Origin of the sequence: Paenibacillus sp. S29, assembly GCF_049319765.1 — a bacterium.
Lineage (GTDB): Bacteria > Bacillota > Bacilli > Paenibacillales > Paenibacillaceae > Paenibacillus > Paenibacillus polymyxa_B.
Window position 1 is genome coordinate 1 of record NZ_JBMOUI010000007.1, and the last position, 22,241, is coordinate 22,241.

Annotated in this window: 24 protein-coding genes, 1 rRNA gene and 1 other annotated feature; all 25 genes read right to left on the reverse strand. The window is 45.8% G+C overall.

What is annotated here, in order from left to right:
- Positions 1-64, reverse strand: a 16S ribosomal RNA gene (locus ACL9RM_RS13440); the annotation flags it as partial.
- Positions 65-554: 490 nt separating this feature from the next.
- Positions 555-2,141 (reverse strand): LysM peptidoglycan-binding domain-containing protein, encoded by a 1,587-nt coding sequence (locus ACL9RM_RS13445; RefSeq protein ID WP_250266502.1) that lies wholly within the window; start codon positions 2,139-2,141, stop codon positions 555-557.
- Positions 2,142-2,300: 159 nt separating this feature from the next.
- Positions 2,301-3,185, reverse strand: a complete 885-nt coding sequence (gene ilvE / locus ACL9RM_RS13450) for a branched-chain-amino-acid transaminase (RefSeq protein ID WP_061828802.1) — start codon at positions 3,183-3,185, stop codon at positions 2,301-2,303.
- Positions 3,186-3,202: 17 nt separating this feature from the next.
- Positions 3,203-4,102 carry a prephenate dehydratase gene (pheA, locus tag ACL9RM_RS13455; RefSeq protein WP_250266503.1) on the reverse strand — a complete coding sequence of 300 codons (900 nt, stop codon included), beginning with the start codon at positions 4,100-4,102 and terminating at the stop codon, positions 3,203-3,205.
- On the reverse strand, positions 4,099-5,067 hold the full coding sequence (gene thrB / locus ACL9RM_RS13460; RefSeq protein ID WP_250266504.1) for a homoserine kinase: 969 nt from the start codon (positions 5,065-5,067) through the stop codon (positions 4,099-4,101). The genes pheA and thrB overlap by 4 nt, the downstream gene beginning before the upstream one ends.
- A 27-nt stretch (positions 5,068-5,094) precedes the next feature.
- The gene (locus ACL9RM_RS13465) at positions 5,095-6,381 is read right to left on the reverse strand and encodes a homoserine dehydrogenase (RefSeq protein ID WP_069290208.1); all 1,287 of its coding nucleotides are present in this window, start codon (positions 6,379-6,381) and stop codon (positions 5,095-5,097) included.
- A gap of 43 nt (positions 6,382-6,424) precedes the next feature.
- On the reverse strand, positions 6,425-6,862 hold the full coding sequence (locus ACL9RM_RS13470) for an ACT domain-containing protein (RefSeq protein ID WP_013311587.1): 438 nt from the start codon (positions 6,860-6,862) through the stop codon (positions 6,425-6,427).
- A gap of 157 nt (positions 6,863-7,019) precedes the next feature.
- Entirely contained in the window at positions 7,020-8,330 is a 1,311-nt protein-coding gene (gene obgE / locus ACL9RM_RS13475) for a GTPase ObgE (protein WP_235308625.1), read from the reverse strand.
- 13 nt (positions 8,331-8,343) lie between these two features.
- The gene (locus ACL9RM_RS13480; RefSeq protein ID WP_061828886.1) at positions 8,344-9,081 is read right to left on the reverse strand and encodes a Spo0B domain-containing protein; all 738 of its coding nucleotides are present in this window, start codon (positions 9,079-9,081) and stop codon (positions 8,344-8,346) included.
- A 145-nt stretch (positions 9,082-9,226) separates the two neighbouring features.
- Positions 9,227-9,544 (reverse strand): 50S ribosomal protein L27, encoded by a 318-nt coding sequence (rpmA, locus tag ACL9RM_RS13485; RefSeq protein WP_039272574.1) that lies wholly within the window; start codon positions 9,542-9,544, stop codon positions 9,227-9,229.
- Positions 9,545-9,549: 5 nt separating this feature from the next.
- Complete coding sequence (locus ACL9RM_RS13490; RefSeq protein ID WP_013311591.1) at positions 9,550-9,888, reverse strand: ribosomal-processing cysteine protease Prp; 339 nt, start codon at positions 9,886-9,888, stop codon at positions 9,550-9,552.
- Positions 9,889-9,901: 13 nt separating this feature from the next.
- Positions 9,902-10,213: a 50S ribosomal protein L21 gene (rplU, locus tag ACL9RM_RS13495; protein ID WP_013311592.1), complete on the reverse strand. Its 312-nt coding sequence runs from the start codon at positions 10,211-10,213 to the stop codon at positions 9,902-9,904.
- A 13-nt stretch (positions 10,214-10,226) separates the two neighbouring features.
- Positions 10,227-10,314 (reverse strand) — a sequence feature (ribosomal protein L21 leader region).
- Positions 10,315-10,412: 98 nt separating this feature from the next.
- Entirely contained in the window at positions 10,413-11,597 is a 1,185-nt protein-coding gene (locus tag ACL9RM_RS13500) for an Rne/Rng family ribonuclease (protein ID WP_250266505.1), read from the reverse strand.
- A gap of 48 nt (positions 11,598-11,645) precedes the next feature.
- The gene (locus tag ACL9RM_RS13505; RefSeq protein WP_165179233.1) at positions 11,646-12,524 is read right to left on the reverse strand and encodes a M50 family metallopeptidase; all 879 of its coding nucleotides are present in this window, start codon (positions 12,522-12,524) and stop codon (positions 11,646-11,648) included.
- Positions 12,517-13,362, reverse strand: coding sequence for a peptidoglycan DD-metalloendopeptidase family protein (locus ACL9RM_RS13510; RefSeq protein ID WP_235308621.1), 846 nt, complete (start codon positions 13,360-13,362; stop codon positions 12,517-12,519). The genes ACL9RM_RS13505 and ACL9RM_RS13510 overlap by 8 nt, the downstream gene beginning before the upstream one ends.
- 340 nt (positions 13,363-13,702) lie before the next feature.
- Positions 13,703-14,500 (reverse strand): septum site-determining protein MinD, encoded by a 798-nt coding sequence (gene minD, locus ACL9RM_RS13515; RefSeq protein ID WP_061828810.1) that lies wholly within the window; start codon positions 14,498-14,500, stop codon positions 13,703-13,705.
- A gap of 3 nt (positions 14,501-14,503) precedes the next feature.
- Complete coding sequence (gene minC, locus ACL9RM_RS13520) at positions 14,504-15,166, reverse strand: septum site-determining protein MinC (protein ID WP_013311597.1); 663 nt, start codon at positions 15,164-15,166, stop codon at positions 14,504-14,506.
- Between the two features lie 82 nt (positions 15,167-15,248).
- Positions 15,249-15,779, reverse strand: coding sequence for a rod shape-determining protein MreD (gene mreD, locus ACL9RM_RS13525; RefSeq protein WP_069290212.1), 531 nt, complete (start codon positions 15,777-15,779; stop codon positions 15,249-15,251).
- Positions 15,779-16,600: a rod shape-determining protein MreC gene (gene mreC / locus ACL9RM_RS13530; protein WP_043882320.1), complete on the reverse strand. Its 822-nt coding sequence runs from the start codon at positions 16,598-16,600 to the stop codon at positions 15,779-15,781. The genes mreD and mreC overlap by 1 nt, the downstream gene beginning before the upstream one ends.
- Positions 16,601-16,655: 55 nt before the next feature.
- A complete protein-coding gene (locus ACL9RM_RS13535; protein WP_013311600.1) occupies positions 16,656-17,690 on the reverse strand; it encodes a rod shape-determining protein in 1,035 nt (344 codons plus the stop codon).
- Between the two features lie 105 nt (positions 17,691-17,795).
- A complete protein-coding gene (gene radC, locus ACL9RM_RS13540; protein ID WP_250266506.1) occupies positions 17,796-18,488 on the reverse strand; it encodes a RadC family protein in 693 nt (230 codons plus the stop codon).
- Between the two features lie 13 nt (positions 18,489-18,501).
- Positions 18,502-19,110, reverse strand: a complete 609-nt coding sequence (locus ACL9RM_RS13545; protein WP_061828812.1) for a Maf family protein — start codon at positions 19,108-19,110, stop codon at positions 18,502-18,504.
- A 22-nt stretch (positions 19,111-19,132) separates the two neighbouring features.
- Positions 19,133-19,375: a DUF4321 domain-containing protein gene (locus tag ACL9RM_RS13550; protein ID WP_023989955.1), complete on the reverse strand. Its 243-nt coding sequence runs from the start codon at positions 19,373-19,375 to the stop codon at positions 19,133-19,135.
- A gap of 121 nt (positions 19,376-19,496) precedes the next feature.
- On the reverse strand, positions 19,497-20,690 hold the full coding sequence (locus tag ACL9RM_RS13555) for an SPOR domain-containing protein (protein ID WP_250266507.1): 1,194 nt from the start codon (positions 20,688-20,690) through the stop codon (positions 19,497-19,499).
- A 167-nt stretch (positions 20,691-20,857) separates the two neighbouring features.
- Positions 20,858-22,237, reverse strand: coding sequence for a UDP-N-acetylmuramate--L-alanine ligase (gene murC, locus ACL9RM_RS13560; protein ID WP_013311605.1), 1,380 nt, complete (start codon positions 22,235-22,237; stop codon positions 20,858-20,860).
- Between the last annotated feature and the right edge of the window lie 4 nt (positions 22,238-22,241).

The window sequence follows — 22,241 nt, forward strand, 5'->3', positions numbered from 1 at the left end:
CGACTTGCATGTATTAGGCACGCCGCCAGCGTTCGTCCTGAGCCAGGATCAAACTCTCCATTAAAGACCAACCGAAGCTGGTTTATAGAAAGAGCGATAAGCTCATGTTGAAACTGACGAGATAAAAATATCTCTTGTTTGATTTTGCGAACAAAATCGTTTTACTCACTCGTTGTTCAGTTTTCAAAGATCAAACCTGCATAATGCCTTACTTTGTTTCACCACCGCATCTCAGCGGCGACTTAAATAATATATCATGTTTTCTACGTCTTTGCAACACTTTTTTTCAAAAGAATTTTTTAATCAATTCTGCTTTGTTTTCGTGTTGCTAACTATCTTGCAAAAGACAGCTATAAGAATATACCACAAAATTACGCTAAAAGGCAACACCTTTTTTCAGTTTTTTTCTCATCTTTAAAATCACTGCATTTAAATAAAGAGACCATTATTCCCACAAGCAGAATAACAGTCTCTTTAACATTCATTTCTTCCTCTTAATGAATAATAAAGCCGGGCACTACCAGGAGGTTCCTCTCCTTTTACATATAGCCACGTCAGTCCTTAATCCACGGATTTTTACGCGAACGTGCATTATAGGATGAGGAGCGGGATTTTTGCTTTTTATTAGTAGCATTTTTACTGGAAACCTTGGCTTTGGATGTCTCTTCTTTGGATGTACTGCCGGAACTGTCTTTTGATTTACCTTTACGCACGCTACGATCCTTTGGTTTAGAAGAAGAACCAACTTCATTTTGGGATGCAATAGTCAGATTGTTACCAATCTCCTGCGTTCCTGGAATTGCTGGTGCCGACTGGACGTTCTCTTCCCGGCATCCACAGTCTGGCATAAACATATAGGGTGTTGTATATCCCTCTAATGGATACATAGGTGCATTCCCATGCGCAAACGGATGATAAGGGGAATTCGCAGATTGTTGTCCTTGTAGTTGGCTATAGTCGGACACGTGCCCACCCGCAGGCGAACCATATGGAGGTCCTCCCCATGCCTGGCTCCATTGACTGCTCTGGACTGTACTCTCTGGATACTGCTGTGGATGCCCTTGATGGATAAATGGAGGATAGACAGGGTAGGATGCATTTTCAGACGCCTCATGACTCGGATAATATCCAGGGGCGCAGCAATCTGAATAGGCAGGATAAGGTGTTGGATGGGCATTTATAGGTGGTGTCTGCACAGCCCCCCAGCACCATGGATGCTCACAATCATGATGATAGCCCTGATCAGAAACTACAGTAGGAGAGGCGTATTCTGCTAAGGAGGTATTTATAGGCGCATTCCCCCAAGTTTGAGGAGACTCAATCCCCGGATACCACGAGTTCGGCATTGCATTTATTTGTGAGCTATAATCAAATGTCGGCTGTTGTATCGACCACTCGGAATTTACCATCGGCTCCGATTTTGCGCAGCCGCAAAATTTTTCAGCTACAGTTTGCTTCACAATAGTTGTAGGAAGCTGTGGCTTAGATGCAATCGGTTGGGTAACTATAGGTTGCATTTGAGGTGGAGCAGGTGGAGTAACTATGGGCTGCATTTGAGGTGGAGCAGGATTTACGGGTGCCATAGGAACTTCAGGCAGTTTTAATTCAGGGAGCTTAGGAGGATTCACTGTTTCTTTCGGCTGTGTCATCTCTTCTTTGGGGCTAGGCATATTTTCCTGCTTAGGCTGCGTCAACTCCTCCTTGGGCTGGGTAAGTTCTTGCTTGGTTGGGGATTCAGGTTTAGGCTGTGTCATCTCTTCTTTGACTGCGGTATTTTTTTTATTCTCAGTAAAATCAGACGCCTCTTCTTTGTAGTGTGGAATATTAACTGTTTCTCCAACCAGAAGTGCGTTAGGGTTTTTAAGCTGGGAATTGGCATCAATAATTAGCTTAAGCGGTACATTCCACGCCTTGGACAACTTCCACAATGAATCTCCTTGCTTAACCTTGTGTTGATATACCGTTGACGGCTGTGTTTCCATCGTAACAGGGTCTGTTGGAATTTTAATTTTCTCGCCGATACTTAACTGATTAGGGTCTGCCAATTGGGGATTGGCGGCAATAGCTTTCTCCAGCGTCACATTATACTTCTGTGCCAGCAAGTACAGAGTGTCACCTTTTTTGACGATGTGTATTTTCACAGGTCACAAACCTCCTAGACTTTCGTTCGGGCGGGATAAACGCCCGGCTTCTGTTATTACATCCTATGCACCTCCCGGGCGAATGACCCCATACAAACAAAAAAATCCTCTCAACCGAATACTCACGCGAGCATTCAGTTAAAAGGATTCGGTTTTATTTTAGTCCTGCCACACTTTGTAGCCATCCTGATCCACGATCTTCCGGAACTCAGACAGGAGCTCCAAAGTCACTGGGCCAGCAACGCCGGAGCCGATCGTACGACCATCCACTTCATAAGCTGCAATAACTTCTGCCGCAGTTCCTGTAAAAAACACCTCGTCCGCAACATATACATCATGCAGTGTAAAAGGTTGTTCCTTAAGGGGGTATCCAAGCTTAGCACACAAATCGATAATAGCATTACGAGTAATCCCTTCAAGCGCCCCCAAATAGCAAGGAGGTGTATATAACACTCCGTTTTTAACAATGAAAATGTTGTCCGCAGAGCCTTCCGTCACATACCCTTGGGAATTGAGCATAATAGCCTCACCTACACCAGCATAGTTAGACTGGATCTTCACGAGAATATTGTTGAGATAGTTCAATGATTTAATCTTCGGATTCAAAGCGTCTGGGATGTTGCGACGCTGAGAGACAGAAATTGTCTTCAGGCCAGTCAAGTAAGCTTCTTCCGGGTAAATGGCGAGCTGCTCCACGATAATGATGACACTCGCCTTCGCACAACGAAGAGGATCTAAACCTAGATTTCCTGCACCTCGGGATACAATCAGACGGATATATCCGTTACGCATTTCGTTAAGACGAATCGTTTCAGCCATTGCTTCCAACATTTCATCAGGAGACAACGGAATGTTTAACTGAATGGATTTCGCAGAATCATACAGACGCTCCAAGTGCTCCTTACATTTAAAAATATTCCCGTTATATATACGAATGCCCTCAAATATACCGTCTCCGTACAAGAATCCATGATCATATACGGAAACCTTTGCGTTTTCCTTAGTCACATGCTGCCCATCCAGATAGATCCATTGTTCTGCCATTAAAACCACACCTCCGATTAATGTTCCTTTAAAATAGGTTCGATCGCTGCTTCAACATACTTGTAGCTTGGATAAGAGCCAAGAACACGTACATGGCACCCCAAAGCCTCGATCTCTGCAAAGGCTGCCGGAAGCAGCACGGAATGCAGAGATTCCAAAACTTCAATGTAAAAATAATAATTCCCCAATTGCTTTTTGGTCGGACGCGATTCAATACGAGACAGATTTAACCTGCGCCATGCAAATGCGGATAAAACCTGATGCAGCGCTCCCGGGAAATCCTGCGGCGGCGTGACCAAAATACTGGTTCGCTGACCTTCAGGCGTACCCGGGAGACTTATAGGTTGATGACCGATCAAGACAAAGCGGGTAAAGTTGTTATCGTGATCCGTCACTTTGCTGGCCAAAATATCCAATCCGTGTTTGGCAGCCGCAAGCTTGGTTCCGAGAGCGGTCCAGCCTTTACCGGGGTTATGTTTAACAATTTCGACGGCTTCTGCCGTACTTCCTGCACTCTCCAACTCGGCCTGAGGAGCGAAAGCCTGTATGAATTCTTTACACTGGGGAAGCGCTACAGGATGAGACATAATTTTGACCACTTTGCTCAAATCCAGCTTGTCCAAATCCTTCGTAAATTCACTACGATGACCAATAAGATTTTGAATTGAAGGATATACCCATTCCGCCTGCATTTGAATGTCTACTTCATGTACAAGCCAATCCATATGCAAACTTACAGAGCCATCAATCGTATTTTCAATGGGAATTACACTATAGTCTGCCTGACCCTTGCCTACTGCCTGAAATACGTCCGCAATATGTTTGTAAAAAAGTAATTCATGGGACGTATCTCCTAACAAATACTTAATCGCTTCATGAGAAACAGTCCCCTCAGGAAGAAGTGCAATTCGTTTCATATCGTAAGTTCCCCTTTAATCATATCCATAAAAGGGAGAGTATTCCCTTCTGTATATACTTTAACTCCTTCATTCTCAGGGCGCAATTTTAAAACAGAAGCAGTGATCCCCTCTTTGTTCATGGTATCCGTTAAATACTGCTCCAGCTCTGCTTTCCGATTTTCCCGCCGATCTGTCAATGCCAGCAACGTTGGTCCAGCCCCACTTAGAGCCACACCCAAAGCACCATAATGGTGCGCATCCTGCAAGATCTCTGTCATACCTGGCACAAGTGCCGCGCGGTAAGGCTGATGAAGCTGATCACGCATCGCTTCGGCGATTAAATCGATTCGTCCCGACGCCAATGCTGCTACCAACATGGAAGCATGACTTATATTATATACAGCATCCTTCAACGATACATGAGCGGGTAGAACCTCTCTAGCTTTCGACGTGGACAGCTGAAAATCTGGAATAACTACCATAACCTCCAGATTGGCATCTGGTTCAAGCCGTAAATGCTTAGCATGCTCGCCGTCCCACATCGCTGTAATAATACCACCAAACAGGGAAGCTCCAACATTGTCCGGATGTTTTTCAATGGCGCTTGCCATATCGAACAGCTTGGAATTCGGCAGAGGCGAGCCAATCAACGTATTGGCAGCGACCAAAGCGCCCACAATAGCAGAAGCGCTGCTACCCAAACCGCGGGTAAGCGGAATATCCGAGTACATCGAAATATCGAGCTCAGGAACAGATACACCTGCTTCCCGAAAAACCATTTGTGCTACCTTGAAAATCAGATTAGTTTTATCTTGGGGAACACCATTCATTTCATCTCCGTATAAATGAAAAGCCGTCTGTTCGGCCTCCTTCATTTCAATCCATGCATATAAGGACAATGCCATGCCCAATGTATCAAAGCCGGGACCCAAGTTGGCCGTACTCGCAGGCACACGCACTCTTGCTGTTTTTAAAACGGTCATACAGACAATTCCTCCTGCTTTTATTGACTATCCCTCTACTCGATATACGCTCTTGATGCGACGAATGACGTCTAAAGTTTCAAAATGCTCCAAAACCTTTTTCATACTCGCTTTACTGGCTAAATGAGTCACGATAATAATTTCAGCATCGGGGTTAACCTCATTCGGTTGCTGCACAACAGATGCCAGACTGACATTAAATTCAGCAAATACTTGCGTAATCCGTGCCAACACCCCTGCTTTATCATCCACATGCAGAAGCACAAAGTTTTTGAAATACACATCTTCGTCGTTACTAATTTTTTTAGGGTTGTAAGGAACGATGGCTTTAAGCCCATTGACACCAAGTTTGAGATTTTTCACTACAGCTACTAAATCAGCTACAACCGATGTTGCCGTCGGCATTTCACCTGCACCCGCACCATAAAACATGGTTTCACCCACTGCTTCACCATGCACATACACCGCGTTGAATACCCCGTTCACCGAAGCCAATGGATGCTGCTTGCGTACCATGGTCGGCTGAACGTTAATCGTAAATTCATCACCCTGACGCTCTGCAATGCCGAGCAATTTCATTTCATATCCTAGTTTTTTAGCAAAAGCAATATCTTCACTGGTTACCTTTGAAATGCCGCTGACACTTACATCCTTGAGTTCTACATTAGAGCGGAAACCAAGCGTGCCGAGAATTGCCATTTTACGAGCTGCATCCAGTCCTTCCACGTCTGAGGTCGGATCGGATTCAGCATACCCAAGCTCCTGCGCTTCCTTGAGAACTTCCTCGTACGAGGCTCCTTCCTGACTCATTTTTGTTAAAATAAAGTTGGTCGTACCGTTCACAATCCCCATAATGCGGGTAATACGGTCGGAGGAGAAACCTTCAATGAGTGTACGAATAATCGGGATACCGCCTGCTACACTAGCTTCATAAAAAATATCACATTGCTTTTCCTGCGCCTTTGCTAATACTTCAGAACCGTGCAAAGCCATTAAGTCCTTGTTAGCTGTTACGATGTGTTTACCCCGCTCCAACGCTTCAAGAATGTACTCCTTCGTCTGATCAACCCCGCCCATGACTTCGATAATTACATCAATTTCAGGGTCTCGAATAACTTCCCATGGGTCCTCAGTAAGCTTGGCCGTGTCCACTTCAATGGAACGATATTTTTCTATGTTTTTTACAGCTATTTTTTCAATGATGATCGGTGAACCGACTTGTCTGCTCAAATCTTCCTGATTGCCTTCTACGATTCGAACGACTCCCGTTCCTACCGTCCCCAAACCTAACAATCCTACTTTGACCGGTTTCATCCATTCCCCTCCCGCAAACTTATATCTAATGAACTGTATTGCCTTAACCTTGCCCAATCAGGCGAACACGTTTGACTCCAGAGATGTCCTCCAAGCCCTCCAGTAGAACACCCAACTCTTCACTGAGTCTGGACATTTCTACCGAGATAACTACGTTGGCTCTGCCTTGCAGTGGAATGCTTTGCTGGATCGTCAGCACATTGCCTCCGAAATCAGCCACTCTGCCAAGCACCCTGGACAACATTCCGGATTGATGTTCTAAATCAATAGAGATATTGACAATTCGCTCACGCTCCAGCTGGTTAACCAAATGTATGCCATCCTTATATTTATAAAAGGCGCTTCGGCTTAGCCCAACTTGCTCCACGGCATCATGCACGGTTTTAACATCTCCTGAAGCCAGCAGCAGTTTCACCTGTATGGTCTTAACAATAGCTTCAGGCAAAATATCTTCCCGTACCAAGTAATAGCGCTCTTTCAAGAACGTCCTCTCCTCAAAGACTTATGTTTTTGTATAGAGGACATTATATCGAAACTCATGAAAATCGGCAAGCTAACAATGCAAAAAACGGCTACTGCCTTCTATAGAGTTTCCTATAGTACAGTAACCGTTCAGGTTTTAGACCTTTATTTGATTTTTAGTAGTAGCTGCTGCCTTCAACAAATTCGAACTCGAAATCAGCAATGCGTACAGATGTACCATCTTTGGCGCCACGCTTGCGTAACTCAGCATCCACACCCATGTGGCGTAACGTTCTTGCTAATTTCAAAATGGCATCATGCGAGTTCAACTGCATGCGCTTCATCATGCGCTCAATTTTAGGGCTCTGCACCACGAATGTGTCGTTTTCACGTACAATTGTAAAGCCATCGTCTTCTGCTGTATCCAGCTTAAATACCTTACGTTCATTGACTTCTGCTACTTCCTCAACAACTGGCTCGTCCGGTATTTGATCCAACAAATCAGCAGCCCGGTAGAGCAGTTCCTTCACACCTTGACGTGTCAGTGAGGAAATAGGCATGACTTCAAGATCAGGACGTATAGAAGCAATCTTCTCTTTGAAGTGAGCCAAGTTTTCTTCAGCTTCTGGCATATCCATTTTATTGGCCGCTACAATTTGCGGACGCTCAGCCAATGCTGCATTATATTGCTTCAATTCGTCGTTAATTTTAGTCCAATCTTCAAACGGGTCACGTCCTTCGGAGCCCGCCATATCCACGACATGGATAATAATACGCGTGCGCTCAATGTGCCGCAGAAATTCATGTCCCAGCCCAATACCTTCATGAGCTCCTTCAATCAAACCAGGCAAATCCGCCATCACAAAATTACGATGATCACCCACATCCACAACACCCAGATTCGGAGTAATCGTTGTAAAGTGGTAGGCCCCAATTTTCGGTTTTGCGGAAGATACAACCGACAACAAGGTAGACTTCCCAACACTAGGGAACCCGACCAAACCTACGTCAGCCATTACTTTTAACTCAAGCGTGATATAACGTTCTTGTCCCTCTGCACCGTTCTCAGCCAACTCAGGCGCTGGATTACTCGGCGTAGCAAAACGGATGTTCCCGCGTCCTCCGCGTCCTCCTTTAGCTACGACGACTTGTTGACCATGACGTGTCATATCTGCTACTACTTCACCAGTATCATCATCTATGATGACCGTTCCCGGTGGTATACGTACGATCATGTGCTCCGCATTGGCTCCGTGTTGGCTTTTGTTGCGACCTTTTACTCCACGCTGGGCTTTAAAATGACGTTGGTACCGAAAATCCATCAAGGTACGCAAACCCTCATCCACACGGAAAATTACATCTCCACCGTTCCCTCCGTCACCACCACCTGGGCCACCTTCAGGAACGTATTTCTCACGGCGAAACGCAATTAATCCGTCTCCACCGTCACCGCCTTTAACAAAAATCTTCGCTTTATCTACAAACATGGTTACACCTTCCTTATGTCTGGCACTGCATCCGAATTTGAAGCATTTCGCCCGTAGGAAGCTTCTCTGTTCGAATGCGTTTACTTCCGGGTACGGATCTGACCTGCTTTAGGATATTCAAATCCGCAGGTATGTCACTTCCTTCAAAACGGACGATAACATCATTCTGATCCATACCGAAAAAAAGTGTCAATCTGCGCACTTCTCCCCAGGACGACCGGCCCCCGCCATATTGATACGCACGCACCGTTTCTATGACGGCCGAGGCAAGCGACTCGCCGTCTTCGGGAGACATGACAGCGTCTAACTTTAACTGCTCCTCAACCTGTACCGACAATTGTAAATTACCGGCGTTCACGCGAAAAGACTGCAAATAAAACACCAGTGAGGGAATACCCAACTTAGATATTTTACTGTCTTCCGCCACGCGCCCTTTTATTGTTTCCACATAAGCAACAGATTTATCATGCTTATTCATACGAATATATCCATAAAGCACCTGCAAGTCATTCATCCAGTCATGCCGATGATGGTTAAGCATTGAAATCGCTGTACGTTCAAAAGAACGCAAAGCAGCTTTCCGTTCATACTCAACCTGTCTTTGCGTATACCACATACCAAAGCATGCAGCAACTACAGACCATACTGCTAATAAGATAATCGTTAATACTTTAGGATAGAGCAGTGAAAAAACCAAAGGAATCAGAATGGAACCCAACGCCAGATAAGGCGCTCTTATCCGCTGGAACATGGCTTCTCTCCGTTCTGCGAAATTAAATGGATTATTAAAGAACCTTAATCCAGTATAGCACAGACTAACTTTCCAGTTCATTACCATCATGCAAAAAAGCCTCCGACAAAAGTGCCGGAGGCTTTTCAGCGTGTCTAAGCCGCTATTAAGCTTCTACAGTAGCTGCTACTGGAGCAACGTCGATCGGGTAGATGCTCACCTTTTTGCGATCACGGCCCCAACGTTCGAACTTCACAACGCCGTCCACTTTCGCGAACAGAGTGTCGTCCTTACCGATGCCCACGTTCGTGCCCGGGTGAATTTTCGTTCCGCGTTGACGAACCAGGATGCTACCGCCGGTAACTGCTTGACCGTCAGCACGTTTCACTCCAAGACGTTTCGATTTACTGTCACGTCCGTTCTTTGTGGAACCCACACCTTTTTTCGATGCGAATAATTGAAGATCCAATGTCAATTTCAACATGATGTCTACCTCCTTCTTTGATTATTTTCTATTTGAATATACTTACCGTATGATTCAGCAATACTTGTCAGCATAATCACCATGGACTCCAGCAACAGTTGAACCTGTGCGTTCGCATCATGATAACTTTCAGGAGAAAGATACGCGCTTAAAAAGCCGTTTTCCATTTCCGTTTCCATCTCAACGTCCGTAAGAGCTCCAATCGAATTGACAGTTCCTACTGTTACCGCCGAAACGCCAGCACATACGATATCCTCGCCAGATTTAGCGAAATTTGCATGTCCTTTAACGGAAAACCCCTGTATGCTGCCATCCTCCAGTCGTGTAATACGCACGATAATCACTTATCGCACCCTCTTACGCTTGGATTTTTTCAATCGTCACTTTCGTGTACGGTTGACGATGACCTTGCTTCACATGGTAGTTCTTTTTAGGTTTGTATTTGTATACGATGACCTTTTGACCTTGACCATGCTTCTCAACTTTAGCTGTTACAGAAGCTCCAGAAAGAAGCGGTGTACCTGCTGTCAAGCCATTGTCGCCGGACACTGCCAGAACACGATCGAACGTTACAGTTTCACCATCATTAGCTTCCAACTTCTCGATGAACAATACGTCGCCCTCTTGAACTTTGTATTGCTTACCACCTGTTTCGATAATTGCGTACATTTGCTTGCACCTCCTTATGTCTCAGACTCGCCTAATAGCAGGTGGCAGATTCCCTTAGGATACTGCACTTCAGTACCTGATTGGAGCGGTTACAGCATGTGCAGCCAATCTTACGCATCACACATACTAAATGATTGTAGCACAAGCTTTGTGCACATTCAACCTTTAGTTTTAAAATGATTTTTGGTTACGCATCGCTCTACACGAGCGTCTTTTCCTCACGCACTTTTTTGCGGGTCATTTCCAGCAAACCTAACCGCGTCCAACCGACAACATAAGATTTGGTCCGATCCTTCTTCAATCTTGCTTCCAGCACAGAGGATACTTCCCGACGGTTCTCCTCTTGTTCCATGTCAATAAAATCAATGATGATGATACCACCAATATCACGCACACGTACCAGGCGGGCAATCTCTTCAGCTGCTTCAATGTTAGTCCGGGTCACCGTTTCTTCCAGATTACTGCCTCCCGTAAACTTCCCGGTATTCACATCAATGACGGTTAATGCCTCCGTATGATCAATGACAATGTATCCGCCGCCCTGCAGCCATACCTTTCGCGCAAAATCGCGTTCCAGCTGCTCATGAACGCCATAAGCTTTGAAAATTGTTTCTTCTGGACCACGAAATATACTTACATGAGCTTTCGCAGGACCAATCTGTTGCAGCATTATTTCTGCATCCTTTGCTTGCTCTTCACTGTCAATGACCAGTTCATCCTGTTCAGGTGTAAACACATCCCGAATCAACCGCTGAACAATACTTAAATCCCGGTGTAATTCGCACGGAGCCGAGTGTTCACCAGCTTTACGCTGAATAGCCACCCACTGCTTACGCAGTTGATTTAAATCATTTTCAATCGCCTCTATACTCATGTCCTCCGAAACGGTACGGATTATGAGTCCTTCCTCACTTGTGCGTAGCTGCTCTCCCATTGCTTTCAAACGGGTACGTTCGCCCTCACGTTCGATCTTCTTAGATACGGCCACATAATCAGCACGGGGCATATATACGATCCAGCGACCCGGAAGTGAAAAATGAGTGGTGACCCTGGCTCCTTTACTACCAACAGCCTCTTTTAATACCTGCACTACAATTTCCTGCCCTACCTTTAACACTTCAGAAATGGATGGCTTTACCTTCGGCTGCTTGTCCAAATGAGCATGAAGTACGTCATCTACATACAAAAAGGCATTCTTTCGCTGTCCAATGTCAACAAAGGCGGCTTGCATACCTGGTAGCACATTGACCACCCTCGCTTTGAAAAAAGAACCTAGAATTCCCCGTTTTCGCGGTAGTTCAGCCGCATATTCAACCAATCGTCCCTCTTCCAACAACGCCATTTGGGTCATCTGCTGCTGGCATTGTACAATCATTTGCTTCATGGTTTTTCAACCTCTCTGGATACAGCCTCTTCCTTAACTCACAAAACATTATTTGGGCTTGGGTTCTCCACCATCTGGCGGGCGTGTCGCAAAATAAGAGCGAATAAGACGTTGCTCCGGCAATACGGCTACAATCCGTCCCTGTTCATTCATAACATAAACCATATGATACCGATCTCTTCTGAAAAGACGCAAAATAGGCTCCAAATGTTTCACTGGCAGGGATACAATAGGTAAGGCAATACTTCCCTTAGCTACTTCGTGGTAAAAAAGCTCGTCCCTCCCCAGCAAAAACCGTATAAAACGGTAAGGGATATTCCGATAATCCACAATATTAGAATAAAGCAAAAAAATCCCTACCGCCAGCAGATTTAAATGGATAGGTCCATTTTGCCTTAACAACGGCGAAATACCATATATACAAAATAGCAAACTCGTTACGATACTGGCTCTAAAAGTCCACACTAATGTGCGGTGATAAGAACAAGATAAGCTAATCAGTGCCTGCAATATTTTTCCACCGTCAAGTGGTAAAATGGGCAGCAAATTAAACAGTGCAATAACTGCATTCCCCTGAATGATATAATTTACATAATCATACTCCAGTCCACTCACATTTCTGAACCACAAAAGGATGATGATCATGATTCCGTTTTGCAGGGGCCCCGCTAGCGCAATGACAATCTCCTTCCACGCATTGAGCTTCCCCTGATCCTCAATGACCGCCACTCCTCCAAAGGGTAACATCTGTATGGAAAGCACCCGCGCACCCAACAACGAAGCAGCTGTCGCATGGCCTAGCTCATGAATAAATACCAATGTAAATAAAGTTATGATCTCGATAAAATGTCCCGTTAATATAGAGGTCAGCATAACCAATACAAACAGTGGATGTAGTGATAAGGTCACCCCTCGGACATTAATCAAGGGCTACCACTTCCGACGGGTCAATGTATTGATCCCCTCTCTGAACTGCCAAAAACAAAGTCGCCGCCTCGCTGCCGCTGTGACTTGCTGGCAGTACACCGATCTCATCTCCCTCCTGAACCCAGTCGTTCACTTTTAAGGTAGAGCGGGAAAGCCTTCCGTAAGTTGCTGTGATACCGCCAGTGTGTCGAATTGTAATCGAAATCCCGCTTTTGGGATGATTTAATATGTCTAATACTCGACCTGCATCTATACTTTTAACAGCGATTGCCCCGTTATCGGTAACATTCGGCGTAATTTCTACCCCTTTAAGGCTCAGTACAAAAGGTTGTGTTATATTGCCTTCAATCGGTGGAGAGCCCTTTCGACTTGCGTCTACCTTGTGCGTTTCATGCTCCTCGCCAAAAATCGGCAAAAAGGAAGGTGCTCCGTCAAAATAAGTTTCATACCATTGTCCGACGGCTGCAAAATCCATATCCTTATTCAAGGCATCCGCAATAAACATTCTCAAATTCACTGCATAGGGAATATCCCAACGAAACATTCCCCATACCATTCCAAATAACACCGTTGCTATGACTGATCTTCGCCAAAAGGAAGTCCAAAAAGACGGACCACGATTCGTCCCAAAAGATTGCTGCCAGCGTTGCCGCTCATTTTTCCACTCAGTTTCTGGGTCTCTGGGCGAGTTGGCACTGTCTATAGGCATCGACTTCATATCTTTATCCCCGTGCCTGTTCTGATATATGCCAGAGGGATACGTCTCCGCTTTGCTTCCCGCGATTAGCTGCTGTATACGTTCTTCTCTGCGCTGCTTGATTCCGGAATTTTTATTCATCCTGTTCAGCCCCCTCAGCGAGGTATGTTTGATACATCTTATGAGGACGGGCTTCAACTTATGTTGTCCGGTTCGGGATTACGCACCTAAAAATCAAAAAAACCGGCGCTAGCGCACCGGATATGTTTTGTATTTATGATATTTATGTAGTGACTCTAAATTTTGAGAAACCGTATTATAGGAACTTAAAAAGATAAACCAAAAACACTTAAATAAGATTATCACTTATTTAAGTGTCTAGTATTACAAATGAATACTACTACAGTTCCTACCTTAGAACCAATGGAAAATTACGTAGGAAGTGTGGAAGCAATTTACCAGCCATAACTTCCTGTTTTCCTCATCCACCCATACCAAAAAACTTCTTAAAGCGTGTCATCACGCTTTTCTTTTGGTCCAGCTGCATGAGGGGCACTGTATCGCCTAAGATTCGTCTCGCAATGTTACGATAAGCAATCGCGGCCTGTGAATCTGGATTCATAACGGTAGGCTCCCCTGTATTAGCGGCTTTAATTACCATTTCATCATCCGGCACAATCCCAATAAGGTCTATGCTAAGCACTTGTAAAATCCCATCAATATCCAACATGTCTCCGGATTTAACCATGCTATTGCGAATGCGGTTAACCACCAACTTGGGTGATACCACATGTGAGCTTTCCAGTAAACCAATTACCCGGTCTGCATCGCGTACGGCTGCATTTTCCGGGGTGGTCACAACAATGGCCTGATCGGCCCCGGCAATGGCATTTTTAAAGCCCTGTTCAATACCCGCAGGGCAGTCGATCAATATATATTCAAAATCCTTTTTAAGCTCCAAAATAATATCCTTAACTTGCTCCGGCGTAACAGCACTCTTGTCCTTGGTTTGAGCGGCTGGCAGCATATACAGCTCCTCAAAACGCTTGTCCTTAACCAGCGCCTGATTTAAACGGCAACGACCTTCCGCTACATCAACAAGGTCATAAATAATCCGGTTTTCCAGACCCATCACAACGTCTAGATTACGCAACCCGATATCCGTATCCACCAAACATACCTTTTTGCCGAGCAGTGCAAGCGCTGTTCCTATATTGGCTGACGTCGTCGTTTTGCCGACGCCGCCTTTTCCTGAAGTGACGACGATAGCCTCTCCCATGTGCTACACCCCTTTGAACACGTTAAAATCGCGGCCCAGACGCACAATATTGCTCATTTTATCTATTTGCATAGCGCCATCCTTGAGATACGCAAATTCCATACCGGATTCACGTGTCTCCCATTCGTCTGGTGGACGGCTGATCATTTCGGAAATTCGCAGCTGTGTCGGTGCAAAATAGGAAGCCGCAATAATCGCTTCACTATTCCCCTCCATCCCTGCATGCGCCATGCCTCGCAAAGCGCCGAGGACATAAATATCACCAGTACATGTTATAATTCCGCCCGGGTTTACATCTCCCAAAAAGAGTAGGTTCCCATTGTGATGAAGCACTTGACCAGAACGGATAATCCCTGTCACCGTGTGAATAGGGGGCTTTCCCTGCACTTCCACAGGCAGTCCAGGTGATTCTACAGACCTGATGAGCAGATTCCCCTTTTGCTTCAAGATCTCCAGAATACTTTCCTTCTGTTCCTCTGTCACTTCTCGGCTTCCCAGCTTAATATCCACATGAATGATCGGGCCTGTTAAAATATTTTGATGACTGTGCTCCAGCTTAAAACGCAGCTCACCTAGCAAATCCTCAAACTCGCATTGATCGTCCAGCAGGAATACCAGGCCATCTTTGATGCCTTTAATCGTGACATGATTCGATTTCACCGCCATTAGCCTGTCCCTCCTATCTCAATCATTTCGTCCCCGGGACGTCAAATCCCTGCTAACCCGGACAAAATGTGTGTAAAAAGACCTAGACGGCCTCTTCCTTTTTCACACGGGTACCCAAACGCTGCAATTGCTTGCGAACCGGGACATAAATGATGAGGGCGAACAGAAAATGGATAAATAAATCAGGAATCATATACTGAGCAAGTGCCCAATTGAAAGTCTGATGATTCAGCTGGAACAGCTGATCAATAGCAAAAAGCATAGAATCCAGCAGGAAACTACCAATCAACACGGCTGCCATCATAATAGGCATCGGCGCACGCCTGGCTGTAAAAACAAGCCCCAATAAGTATGCAGACAACCCCATTGCAAAAGAATAAGGTCCAATGATAAACCCGTAGAACACTACATCATGAATAAGTCCAAAAACAATACCTAGCACCAATGCTGTATGACGACTGTAATACACAGACACAAACAAGATCACGACATATACAAAATTCGGAACCATTCTTGAATGCCAACTATCCGGAAGAAGCCACGGAAGAATCGTCCCTTCAGCTATAAACAGTACAAACAGCAGCAGTATTAGAACCTGACCGCGCATCTTCATTATTCCGGTACCTCAGGAGTATAAAGGATGAGCAGTTCTTTCCAATCCACAAAGCTGGCTGCCGGTTTAATAATCGCTGTCCGTGTTTTGCCAAATTCCCCAACCTGAATCTTCTCTACCGTTCCAATCATTAGGTTTTTGCGGAATTTCCCACCTGCACCAGATGTAATAATCTGATCGCCCTTTGCGATTGGGTCTTTTTCTTCAATGCGAGTCATTTGAAATCTGTTCGTACCCGGATCATAGCTTTCAATCATACCAAACGATTGATTCTCCTTGCCCAAGACTGTCGCTGCAATGGCATAAGAATTCGGATTTTTAGGATCCAATGTAGTCAACAACGTAACGGTGGACGTAAAATTCCCCGTACGACTAATGACTCCTACAAATCCTTCAAGCGAACTGACTTCCTGACCAACCTTCGCTCCGTCCTTCTCACCAATATCGATCACAAGCGTTTTGGAATCATTGCTGACGCTGTTCACTTGAGCAACACGATAATCATAATTATTTTTCGCCTTTTGCGTTTGGGTGAACTTCAGTTCATTCTGCAGTCTGGCATTTGTTTCAACATAATTATGGGTCTGAATCTGGTCACGAGTCAGCTTTGCCACAGCAATTTTTAATCGTTCATTTTCTTCGTAGATGCTGCGCATATTTCCGATATCTTCAAAGAAGCCCGCTATTGCTGAAGCGGGCCTGTAAAAGATACCTTGCACAAAGCCAATTGAATCTCTGGCGAACTTCTCGGGCCAGGTTAAGGAATTTCTCTGTCCAAGTGTAATCCCCATAAGGGCAATAAACAGAACGATTCCGATCAATAGAACAAATAGTCTTTTATTGCCAAACAGCTTAAACAGTTCCTACACCCCCGATTCAACGTTTGGAACGGACGGCAGAACTGCTGCGCGATTTGAACAAATGAATATTTTCCAGCGCTCTGCCTGTACCGATTGCCACACAATCCAGAGGATTTTCTGCTACGATCACCGGCATTCCGGTTTCACCTGCCAACAGCTTGTCCAGATTACGCAGAAGTGCTCCACCACCCGTCAGTACGATTCCTCTATCCATGATGTCCGCTGCCAACTCGGGAGGGCATTTTTCCAGTGTTACTTTGACCGCATCCACGATTGCATTGACTGTATCCGATAATGCTTCGCTAATTTCATCAGAAGTAATCGTAATCGTCTTCGGCAAACCTGTTACCAGATCACGTCCGCGGATTTCCGAGGTTTCCACTTGCTCTAATGGCATAGCTGAGCCAACTTCCATTTTCAGTTGCTCTGAAGTCCGTTCACCAATCATCAGATTGTATTGACGCTTTACGTATTGGATGATGGACTCGTCCATTTCATCACCTGCCACACGCACGGAGCGGCTTGTTACAATCCCGCCCAGGGAGATGACTGCCACCTCGGTTGTACCTCCACCGATATCGACAACCATACTTCCTGTTGGCTCCCATACAGGAAGATCAGCGCCAATTGCTGCTGCAAACGGCTCCTCTATCGTATATGCCTCTCTTGCACCTGCTTGCTTCGTCGCATCTTCAACAGCACGCTGCTCCACCGCAGTAATGCCTGAAGGCACACAAACCATCACGTTCGGATGACGTGGAAACAAAGAGCGTTGGGCTTGCGCCTGACGGATAAAATATTTGATCATCGTTGCTGTTGTATCAAAATCAGCAATGACACCGTCTTTCATCGGACGAATCGCACGGATATTTCCCGGTGTGCGACCGATCATTTTTTTCGCAGATTCACCAACAGCCTCAATGGTTTTTGTATCTGTACGCAAAGCAACTACAGATGGTTCACGAACCACAATTCCTTTACCTCTTACGTATACAAGCGTGTTTGCCGTCCCCAAGTCTATTCCCAAATCTTTTGTAAAGCCACCCAGCATGATGTAATCTCCTTTTCTCTTCCCTGAAATCTGTTATCCATGTATAAACGGTTTATTCAGGCCGGATTATCCGGTCGTGTTTAAATGTTTGATTTAAATATTATATTATATCAGACCTTGTTCCTTCAAACTTACAAAGGTCCCGTCCCCGATCACAATATGATCAAGCACGTCGATACCCACGATGTTGCCCGCTTCCATCAGGCGGCGAGTCAACTGAACATCCTCTGGGCTTGGCTTCGGATCACCGCTCGGATGGTTATGAGCGCAAATTATTGAAGCACTGCTGCATTTGATTGCTGCCCGAAATACTTCACGAGGATGCACGATGGTAGAATTCAGGCTACCCATAGATAGTGTTTCCTGAGCAATGACATGATTTTTAGTATTAAGGAACAAGCATACAAAATGCTCTTTCTGCAAATAACGAAGCTGCTCAAACAGCAGATCTGCCACATCCCTCGGGCAACTAATCACCGGGGTCTCCAAATGGCGAGACAATGCTAATCGACGCCCCAGTTCGATACCCGCTTTTAGCTGTATCGCTTTAGCATCCCCAATGCCCTTAATCTGGGTCAACTCGCTCAAGCTCATATCCACCAGTTGACGCAAATTTCCTGCCTGCTGCAAAATACGCTGCGCTAAATGCACCGAAGACTCATTTTGCGTTCCTGTACGCAGCAATATTGCCAGCAACTCCGCGTTGCTTAAGGCATCCGCCCCATATGTCATCATGCGCTCTCTTGGTCGTTCTTCATGGGGGAGGTCGCGAAGCATCAGTATTGGCGACTCCAGCATATGTTTATCCCCTTTATGGACGCAACACATTCACTCCAAAATCGGACAGCATGTCCGACAGCAAGGAAAGCGGCAATCCTACGACGTTAAAATAACAACCCTGAATAGATTCCACCAGCGTAGCACCCATGCCTTGAATGCCATACGCTCCTGCTTTATCAGACGGTTCACCAGTATTCACGTATGCCACAATTTGCTCTTGACTCAGAGGCTTCATTGTAACCTCCGTTTGGCGATGTCTGACAAGCATTTCGCCGGTTCCGGTATGTATGCAGGCTACCCCGGTGTACACACGGTGTGTTCTTCCCTGCAATGCAGTCAGCATGCGAACCGCGTCCGCATGGTCGGCAGGCTTGCCCAGTACCGAACCATCCAGCACGACAATGGTATCACTGCCAATCACCAGTCCGGCTTCCTTCGACTGAGTGGCGGTGTTCACGACCGCTTCGGCTTTGCGTGCCGCAAGGGTCTCCACGATTTGCTGAGGCGTCCAGCTCTCAGGCGTGCTCTCATCCGCATGACTCGGCACCACCTCAAAGGGGAGTCTCAAAAATGCGAGTAATTCCTTCCTTCTTGGTGAAGTCGATGCCAGAATAATGCGGGGCGTAATTTTCCCGTCCATAAGGGAAGCTCCTTTTCATCAGTTAGAGCCTGCGGTACAGCCAGAACGCGGCAATGATGCCGATCAGACTAAGCAGGCTCAATTCAAAATTTATCGTTATGTTGTAGCTGATAATATCCAGGTCCGCTCTCGGCGACCAAGATATCCTAGTGGGGTGGGTCAGAAAGGAAAGGAATTTGATCGATTGAAGGGCTTTGGCAATCCATGCACCCAAGAGCCAACCGAGCAACAAAAACAGTATAAGCATTCCTACATTTTTTTTCATCCTGATCTTCCCTCGCCATTTTTTGACACCTTCATTATTATACGGTGATTTGTACTGCAATACAAACAGAAATCCGGCATGGGGAACTATTTCCAGTTCCTTGCCGGAAAATATGGTTAGTCTATTGTTTTATGAATTGGATAAATTCCTTCTCACGCAAAACATATTCCATCATGGAGGACTGAATCTCCCAAATGTGTTCCTTGGCTGTATTCTTATTATATTCCCCAAGTGCAGAGATCGCGCTGTTCATCGCCTTTTCAAGTGAGGTTGCGGAAGCAACCGCTTCCTTTGGAAGACCGGTAGGAAGTGCAGTGATATTTTGTGTCCACTGCTGATGCAGGTCGTTCAGCTCCTTCATGTCGGAGGCTGGCACCGTATTCGGACCTCCTTCTCCCAGCAAGGTTGAGGAAAGTCCGCTCAACTTACCCACCAATGAACTACTTAACTGAAAAAAGCCAGTGAGTTTATCGCCTTCGCCTCCGTAAGCCGCTTTTTCGAATCCAGGCAATTCAAGCTCACGAACATACAATTCGACTCCTTGTGTTTTCAACTGATTGCTGAGTAACTTAGCTTGCTCCCTATCCGGTGATATTCCTGCATATACCCGGTTTTGGTCCTCGGTATCCCCTCCTGCTGCAATGCCTGCCTTCAACAGTTCTTCTTTTGCTTGTAAGGCCCGTTCTGGAGTGCTGAAAACCCCATATTGCAGCAAATAGTAGGTTTGTGGAGGTACCTGAGCCTCTATGACAGGGACAGGGACAGAATTCTCTTTTGCAGATATTGCATCCACACCAACGGATTCTTTAAAGACCGGTACAGCCTCCTCTACTGAGGGATCTGCTCCCGGGACCATGCCTCCTCCGTTAAACAGTAACAACATAATATATCCAAACATCCCCCCGGTCACCAGTGCGCTGGCTACAGAGCCAACCAGTTTCCATCTAGAAGGGTGGGGCGGACGTTTTCTGTACTCTTGGCCAGAATGATAAGCTTCCTCATTCTCTTCTAGGCTATCTGGTAGAACGTCTGCATCTGACCAAGAAGCCGCCGAACGGCCAAAGGGGTCATCCCATCCCTCTTGTACTCTTAATGTCGGAGCAAAGCGCCGACTTGAAATGCGTTTATTCAGATCCTCAGGCTCATTGAGCTCTGCTTCTTGCGTAGTTACAGCATTTTTATTCATTCCTCTAATCGTTTCACGCTGTTCGTTCGTAATCGACTCGTTTTTGTACGGAAGCACCTGTAGCTTATCCTCCCGGCTTGTCTCCGGCAACTGTTGGTCGAACCGGAATGTCATCTTGGTCTTGTTCATGGATGCACTCCCTCCTTGTCCCATACTTCCTCATAGTCTGTTGTATGAGTCAAGCTAAGAATATATGCCCCAGCATTACAAAAAAAAGGTATCCCGAAACACAGTCGTGTTCGGAATACCCTTGAATAAATGTAATTCATTGGCGTAACAGCTCATTATTATACGTATTACACTTGCTGTCCGCGAAGATGGCGCGCTAACGCGTCACCTGCTTTCCAGATATCTCCCGCTCCCATCGTCAGCACAAGATCCCCCGGCTGTAATCGATCTTTCAACTCCTCGATCACGGCTTCTTTGGTCGGCAAATAGATTGCATTAGCATTGCTGTTTTGGACAATTAAATCCACGAGCTTAGAAGAATGCACGCCTTCAATCTGTTTTTCTCCCGCTGGTGAATAAATATCGGTAATGATGACTTCACTAGCCTCGCTAAACGCGCGGCTAAACGCATCGAGCAGGAAAAAGGTGCGGCTATAGCGTTGCGGTTGGAATACAGCAATAATACGCTTGCCAGTCGCTCTCGCTGCGCTAATCGTAGCCTCAATCTCTGTTGGGTGATGCGCATAGTCATCAATAATCAGTATGTCATTGCTTTCACCTAGTACTTGAAAACGACGCTTCGCTCCGTGAAATTCTACAATAGTAGCAGCGATTTGATCGAATGGAATCCCTGCTTCCAAACAGGAAATCACAGTAGCCATCGCATTATACATGTTATGTTTACCCGGCACTGATAGTTCGATCGTTCCGAGTGCTGTTCCTTTACGGCTCATAGTAAAGCTTAATCGACGGTCACCTAATTGGATATCTGTCGCCATATAATCCGCTTCATGCTCCACTCCATAAGTAATGACCCGAGTCTGGAGCTGAGGCAACATTTCCCGGATGTTCTGATCATCTGCACATACAATAGCCGCCCCATCCGGTCGAATTTGACTCAAAAACTGTACATAGGCACTTTTCAGACGATTAAAGTCGCCATCGTAATTTTCCAAATGATCCGCTTCAATATTGGTTACAATACCTTGCCAAGGATGATATTGCAGGAAAGAACCATCACTCTCATCCGCCTCAGCAACGACAAACTCGCTTTTACCTGCTTTAGCATTCGTCCCCAAATTCGTGATTTCGCCGCCAATAATATACGTTGGATCAACGTTACATCTTTCCATAACCAGAGCGATCATGGAAGAGGTTGTCGTTTTACCGTGCGCACCCGCAACAGCTATTCCCTTACGTTCGTTAAGCAAGCGAGCCAGCATCTGCGAACGATGCAGAGTTGGAATATTCAATTCCTCCGCTGCCACCCGCTCCACATTGTCACGTGACAATGCTGTTGAATAGACGACGATATCCGCGCCTGCAATATGCTCAGGTGTGTGTCCAATATATATTTTTGCGCCTTTTGCTGCCAGTTTTTCTGTCAGCTCCTGTGATGCCACATCTGAGCCAGTCACGGTATAACCCATCTCCAGCATGACCCGAGCAATCGCGCTCATCCCGTAGCCGCCGATACCGATAAAATGAACATGTTCCGAAGTAATCAACAAA